The 6,330-nt window shown below is 32.6% G+C and carries 7 protein-coding genes; 4 read left to right on the top strand and 3 right to left on the bottom strand.

Annotation, left to right across the window (positions count from 1 at the left end):
• The first annotated feature begins 14 nt into the window (after window positions 1-14).
• The 3 genes from C7448_RS08700 (at window position 15) to C7448_RS08710 (ending at window position 3,467) form a co-directional block, all read left to right on the top strand.
• Window positions 15-455 (top strand): RrF2 family transcriptional regulator, encoded by a 441-nt coding sequence (locus C7448_RS08700; RefSeq protein WP_115900966.1) that lies wholly within the window; start codon window positions 15-17, stop codon window positions 453-455.
• A 67-nt stretch (window positions 456-522) separates the two neighbouring features.
• The gene (gene ric / locus C7448_RS08705) at window positions 523-1,245 is read left to right on the top strand and encodes an iron-sulfur cluster repair di-iron protein (RefSeq protein WP_115900967.1); all 723 of its coding nucleotides are present in this window, start codon (window positions 523-525) and stop codon (window positions 1,243-1,245) included.
• A gap of 2 nt (window positions 1,246-1,247) precedes the next feature.
• Entirely contained in the window at window positions 1,248-3,467 is a 2,220-nt protein-coding gene (locus C7448_RS08710; protein WP_115900968.1) for a nitric-oxide reductase large subunit, read from the top strand.
• A gap of 58 nt (window positions 3,468-3,525) precedes the next feature.
• On the opposite strand, the gene ygiD is transcribed toward C7448_RS08710, so the two are convergent.
• The 3 genes from ygiD to C7448_RS08725 all read right to left on the bottom strand — a co-directional run bounded on the left by ygiD (window position 3,526) and on the right by C7448_RS08725 (window position 5,593).
• Window positions 3,526-4,356, bottom strand: coding sequence for a 4,5-DOPA-extradiol-dioxygenase (gene ygiD / locus C7448_RS08715; protein WP_115900997.1), 831 nt, complete (start codon window positions 4,354-4,356; stop codon window positions 3,526-3,528).
• 133 nt (window positions 4,357-4,489) lie between these two features.
• Window positions 4,490-5,065, bottom strand: coding sequence for a YceI family protein (locus C7448_RS08720; protein WP_115900969.1), 576 nt, complete (start codon window positions 5,063-5,065; stop codon window positions 4,490-4,492).
• A gap of 15 nt (window positions 5,066-5,080) precedes the next feature.
• A complete protein-coding gene (locus tag C7448_RS08725) occupies window positions 5,081-5,593 on the bottom strand; it encodes an NAD(P)H-dependent oxidoreductase (RefSeq protein ID WP_115900970.1) in 513 nt (170 codons plus the stop codon).
• Between the two features lie 111 nt (window positions 5,594-5,704).
• On the opposite strand from C7448_RS08725, the gene C7448_RS08730 reads away from it, so the two are divergent.
• Entirely contained in the window at window positions 5,705-6,061 is a 357-nt protein-coding gene (locus C7448_RS08730; RefSeq protein WP_115900971.1) for a winged helix-turn-helix transcriptional regulator, read from the top strand.
• Window positions 6,062-6,330 lie beyond the last annotated feature (269 nt).

Here is a 6,330-nt window from a genome sequence, read left to right on the forward strand (position 1 = left end):
CATATTATATTTATATGTTTTCAAAATCTTGTGAATACGGTTTAAGAGCAACTATTTTTGTTGCAGAGCAATCTAGCTTAGACAACAAAGTTGGTGTAAAAGCCATTGCTGCTGCTATTGATTCTCCAGAAGCTTTTACAGGAAAAATATTACAAATTTTAACGAAGAATAATATCATAGATTCTATTAAAGGACCTTATGGCGGTTTTGTAATTAACAAAGCCAACCTTAAAAAAATTCGTTTAAGTGATATCGTTCGTGTATTAGATGGCGATAGTATTTATACAGGCTGCGGATTGGGTTTAAAACAATGTGACGATAGCTCTCCCTGCCCTCTTCACTTTAAATTTATAGAAATTAGAGACAACTTAAGAAAAATGTTAGAAAGGAATACCCTTCATGATATATTATACACAAATGATAAGGAAAATACTTTCTGGCTAAAACGAGAATAAAAAAATTTACAATAATAAAAGATAAAAAGGTCTTTTTATTATCTATAAAAACATAAACTAAAACAAAATGGAAATAAATAACAACTCAATAGTAGCTGACATAGTTGCAAACAACTATAAAACAGCTACAATTTTTAAACTATATGGAATTGATTTTTGTTGCAATGGTAATAGAACTATTCAAGAAGTTTCAATGAAAAAAAATATTATTCCAGATACGTTAATCAATAAACTAATTCGTATTGATAAGGGTTCAAAATCAAATAACGATTATCAAAACTGGTCGTTAGATTTTTTGTGTGATTACATCTACCAAAATCATCATACCTATGTTGAAAAACAAATACCTGAAGTTTTAGAATACTTAACTAAAATAGCTAAGGTACATGGTAACAATCACACTGAGCTACATGAAGTTTTACAGCTTTTTAAAAAAAGTGCAGGTGAACTAACAACCCACATGAAAAAAGAGGAACTTATTTTATTTCCTTTTATTAAAAAATTAGTCACGGCTTGTAATACGAACACTCCACTTTCACTCCCTCCTTTTGGCACGGTAGAAAACCCTATTAACATGATGCATACTGAGCATGATAATGAAGGAGATAGATTTAGAATCATTTCAAAACTTACTAATAACTACACTCCTCCTACTGATGCCTGCAACACTTATGAAGTTGCTTTAGCCATGCTTCAGGAGTTTGAAGAAGATTTACACAAACACATTCATTTAGAAAACAACATTCTATTTAAAAAAGCAATCAAATTAGAAAATCAATTAAATAACTAATAATGAGAAAAATTTGGACTGGATTTATTGCAGTAGTGGTACTATCATTTATTGCATTAATATGGGTAGGTACAGAAGTTTACCAAACCCAACCCCCTATACCTGAAACAGTAAAAGTTAACGGAAGTAACGAAACTATATATACTAAAAAAGATATTCAAGATGGACAAAATATATGGGAATCTATTGGAGGAATGGAAGTGGGTTCTATTTGGGGACACGGAAGTTATGTAGCTCCAGACTGGACAGCCGATTGGATTCATAAAGAAGCTGTTTATTTACTAAACTATTGGTCAAAAAGAGATTTTAATATTGAGTATAACACTTTAGATGAAGAAAATAAAGCAGCTTTAAAAGCTCGACTGATAAAAGATATTAGAACCAATACCTTTAATGAAAAAGACCAATCAATAACTATTTCAAAAGAACGAAAAGAAGCTATTGTAGTAAACTCAACACATTACACAAACATCTTTTCGAAAGGTCATGAAAAATATGCCATTCCAGAAGGCGCCTTAACCGATATTGAAAAACTACGAAAACTAAATGCTTTCTTATTCTGGACCTCTTGGGCAGCAAGTACAGAAAGACCTGGAAAGGATTACACCTATACCTCTAACTGGCCTCATGAGCCGTTAATTAATAATACTATTACTCCCGATTCACAACTTTGGTCAGGGTTCTCTATAATTTTATTACTACTATTTATTGGAGTGTTAACTTATTATTACATCCGAAACCATGAAAAAGGAGAAGCAGTAACAAACCCAAACAAAGATCCTTTACTCGACTTAAAGCTATTTAGGTCTCAAAAAGCAGTATTGAAGTACTTTTTAGTTATTTCCCTACTTATTGTATTACAAGTTGTTCTGGGAATTGTTACTGTACATTACACGGTAGAAGGACAAGCTTTCTTCGGATTTAATTTATCTGAATATCTTCCGTATTCAATTTCTAGAACATGGCATACACAACTTGCTGTATTTTGGATTGCTGCTACTTGGTTAGCTACAGGGTTATTCTTAGCACCAATAATCAGTGGTAAAGAAATGAAGCACCAAGTTTTCGGCATCAACTTCTTATTTGTAGCCTTATTAATAATTGTATTAGGGTCTATGCTAGGAGAATGGTTAGGTGTACATCAATTTTTAGACTTAACCACTAATTTCTTCTTTGGTCACCAGGGATACGAATACATGGATTTAGGTAGATTCTGGCAAATATTCTTAGGTATTGGTTTAATATTATGGGTAGTTATGGTTGGTAGACACGTGCTGTATGGTATCCGTAAAAAAGACGATTCTAAACATTTGCTTTCTATCCTATTAATAGCTGTAATTGCTATTGGTATGTTCTTTTTCTCAGGATTAATGTATGGAGAAAACAGCTCATTACCAGTAATTAATTATTGGAGGTGGTGGCTCGTACACTTATGGGTAGAAGGTTTCTTTGAGGTATTTGCTACGGTAGTTATTGCTTATATCTTTTCTCGAATGAAAGTTATTTCAACCAAAACGGCAGGAAAAACAGCAATTGCCTCTGCTACTATATTTTTAGCAGGAGGTATTATTGGTACCCTACACCACTTGTATTATTCAGGAACACCAGTACAAGCTATTGCTTTAGGAGCTACGTTTAGTGCTTTAGAAGTAGTACCTCTTACCTTAATGGGATTTGAAATTAGAGAAAACTGGAATTTGTTGAAAAAGAATGCTTGGATTCAACGTTATAAATGGCCTATCTTTTTCTTTATTGCTGTTGCCTTTTGGAACATGGTAGGTGCTGGTGTATTCGGGTTCTTAATCAACCCTCCTATTGCACTATACTACATTCAAGGGTTAAATACTACTGCAGTACATGCGCACACAGCCTTGTTTGGAGTATATGGAATGTTAGGTATGGGCTTTATTTTAATCTGTCTACGCCTATATTCAAATATTCCTTGGAACGAAAAATTAGTAAAAAATGCATTTTGGTTCTTAAATATTGGATTGGTATTAATGGTCGTATTAAGCTTATTACCAGTTGGTATAATTCAAGCATACACCTCAATAACCAAAGGGTATTCTTTTGCCAGAGATCCTGAACTACTATACAACCCTACAGTACAAACCCTAAAATGGATGCGAATGATTGGTGATATAGTATTTTCTTTAGGTATTGTATGTTTCTGCTGGTTTGTAGTTAAAACAACTATAAATGCCATAAAACAAAAATCGTAAACCCCTCTTTATTTTTATAAAAAGTCTGTGTAAACCCCATCTATACAGACTTTTTTTATTACCCTATTTTTAGCGAGGTCATACTTAAAGAACCCGCTAATAGTTTATCATTAAAAAGCTGAATTTCTTCATTTTTTTGTTGCAATCCTAAACTATAAATCAACGGTAAATAATGATCTGGTGTTGGTATTGCAAACTGAAAAGCTTTCGACTGTTTAGTGTAATTAATCAGTGGTTTATAATTTCCTTCTAACAAATATTCATTAATCGTTTCTCTAGCTTCAATAGCCCAATCAAATCCGTAGTTATCCTTTTCAAAATTCTTCCAATCAACTAGCCTTAGGTTATGAACAATATTTCCGCTTCCTATAATTAATATGCCTTTCTGTCTTAACGATGTTAGCTGTTTGGCTAATTCAAAATGATAATTAGCGTCTTTGGTATAATCAATACTTAATTGAATTACAGGTATATCAGCCTTCGGAAATAAATGCTTTAATACGGTCCAAGCACCATGATCTAACCCCCAATGCTCATCTAATTCTACAAAATTAGGATGTAACAATTGTTTGGTTTCTTTTGCTAGCTCTGGGCTTCCGATTGCTGGATATTGCTGTTCAAATAACTCTTGAGGAAAACCACCAAAATCATGAATTGTTTTGGGCATTTCCATTGCTGTTACTTTTGTTCCTTTGGTAAACCAATGCGCCGAAATACAAATGATTGCCTTTGGCTTTGGAAGTGTTTTTGAAATATTTTGAAAACCTCTCGTAAACTCGTTTTCCTCAATCGCATTCATAGGACTACCATGTCCTAAAAACAACACTGGCATTGTTTGAGAAACAGGTAAACTATCTGATAACTTTTTTAATCCACTTAATGTTCCCATACTCAAATTTACTGATGCTAACCCTAATAACTGTAAAAACGTCGTTCGTTTCATAAGGGATTCTTATTTAACTCTATTTTTAAAACATACCCCAAACCAATGTTTGAGGCATGCATACAATCTTAGTTGGGTTTTAAAAAACCAAATCAACTACCAAATCAAACTCGTCGTATATTGCTTTATCTTTTAAACCATCAAAAAAGCTTGTAGAACCGTATTTCACATCATGCTTTGCTCTATCTACTTTTAACGATGCTGTTGCCTTTCCTCCATATACAGAAATTTGAAAAGTAACAGGATTTGTTTTATTCTTAATTGTTAGGTCAGCTGTTACTTCGTACGAATTCTTTCCTTTAGCTTTTACCTTGGTAAAAACTAATTTTGCTGTTGGGTGATTATTCACACCAAAAAAATCGTCTGATTTTAAATGATCTTCTAATTTCTTTTGGTACTCTCCCGATAAATCTGTCACCACTATAGAAGTCATATCTATTGTAAACTCCCCTCCTACTAACTTCTCTTTTTCAAAGTTTAATACTCCTGATTGTAAACTAACCGCTCCTTCATGAGAACCTGTTACTTTGTAGCCCTTCCATACCACTTTACTCTCTTTGGTATTCACTTTTTTTACTTCTTTTCTAATGGTAGTAAACGATAGTGTTGCTAATACGATTAATGCTAACACTAAAGGGTTTTTAAAATTTTTCATTGTTTATGGTTTTAATTATTGTAAGATTAAATCTGCGTATTGTTTTGAGTTTACTTCAATGTCTTCAAGCTTCGGATTGTCATTTGCTCCGTAAAACACATGTGATGGTAATACTTCTGATCCGCAAAACTCAAACGAAACAGTTACCGATTTTAATAAGTCTTCTAAAGATACAAAACTATTATAGGTTTGTTCGGTACCTCCTGTTGATACTGATAAACGGAATTTCTTTCCTTTTAACTTATCTCCTCCTGGGCCAAAAGCCCAACCGTATGCTAGCACCTCATCCATCCATTTTTTTAATAAGAAAGGGGTATTAAACCAATGCAACGGAAATTGAATAGTTATGGTATCATGGTTTATTAACAACTCCTGTTCTTTTGCTACGTCAATATTAAAATCTGGATACTCTTTATACAATTGATGAATGGTTATATTATCATCATGTTGTTCTAGTTCATGTATCCAAGACTTATTTACTTTTGATTTTTCAATATTTGGGTGTGTTACAATTACTAAGTGTTTCATTCTTTTATGTTTACTTGTTTTTTATATCACAAAAGTATGTATATTTGCTATACAAAAGTAACTACTATACTTTAGTATACCAGTATACAAAAGTATACCAACTCAAAAAACATGGAAACAGTTGTTCAAATGGAGGAGCTAAAAAGATGCTCTGTTCAATATGTATTAGCATTAAGAGATACTTTAAATGTTATAAGCGGAAAGTGGAAACTATCTATTATTGGTAGTTTGTTATACGGAAAAATGCGTTTTAAAGAATTACAACGAAACATTGGAAAAATTTCCCCAAGAATGTTGTCTAAAGAATTAAAAGATTTAGAAGCTAACGGAATTATAAAACGTACCATTTACGATACCACTCCTGTTACAGTTGAATATGAATTAACAGAATCTGGAATGCGATTACATACTGCTTTAGATGTTATGGTTAAATGGGGAATTGAACATAGAGAATTAACTTTAAAGTAAGTTGATCCTTCTTTATTATTACACCCAGCATTACATAGAATCATTACGAACGGAACGTAGTGAAGTGACCTAATCTCATTAACCCAGAACGGTCATTTCGACTGGAAGGAGAAATCTCATAAATAGGAGTTACTCATAACCTTAAGATTTCTCAGTCGTAACCTCCTTCGAAATTGTAAAGGTTAACTAATTCGTTGACAATTTTGGTTAAAAATATTAGGAGGCACACCATTTAAACTTTGGTGTGGTCTTTCTTGATTATAATAATA

Origin of the sequence: Tenacibaculum gallaicum (assembly GCF_003387615.1) — a bacterium.
Taxonomy (GTDB): Bacteria; Bacteroidota; Bacteroidia; order Flavobacteriales; family Flavobacteriaceae; genus Polaribacter; species Polaribacter gallaicus.

Excerpts from the sequence above, each read along its gene's own strand:
- C7448_RS08700 (WP_115900966.1), top strand. The coding sequence starts at position 15 with ATGTTTTCAAAATCTTGTGAATACGGTTTAAGAGCAACTATTTTTGTT.
- ric (WP_115900967.1), top strand. The coding sequence starts at position 523 with ATGGAAATAAATAACAACTCAATAGTAGCTGACATAGTTGCAAACAAC.
- C7448_RS08710 (WP_115900968.1), top strand. The coding sequence starts at position 1,248 with ATGAGAAAAATTTGGACTGGATTTATTGCAGTAGTGGTACTATCATTT.
- ygiD (WP_115900997.1), bottom strand. The coding sequence starts at position 4,356 with ATGGGAACATTAAGTGGATTAAAAAAGTTATCAGATAGTTTACCTGTT.
- C7448_RS08720 (WP_115900969.1), bottom strand. The coding sequence starts at position 5,065 with ATGAAAAATTTTAAAAACCCTTTAGTGTTAGCATTAATCGTATTAGCA.
- C7448_RS08725 (WP_115900970.1), bottom strand. The coding sequence starts at position 5,593 with ATGAAACACTTAGTAATTGTAACACACCCAAATATTGAAAAATCAAAA.
- C7448_RS08730 (WP_115900971.1), top strand. The coding sequence starts at position 5,705 with ATGGAAACAGTTGTTCAAATGGAGGAGCTAAAAAGATGCTCTGTTCAA.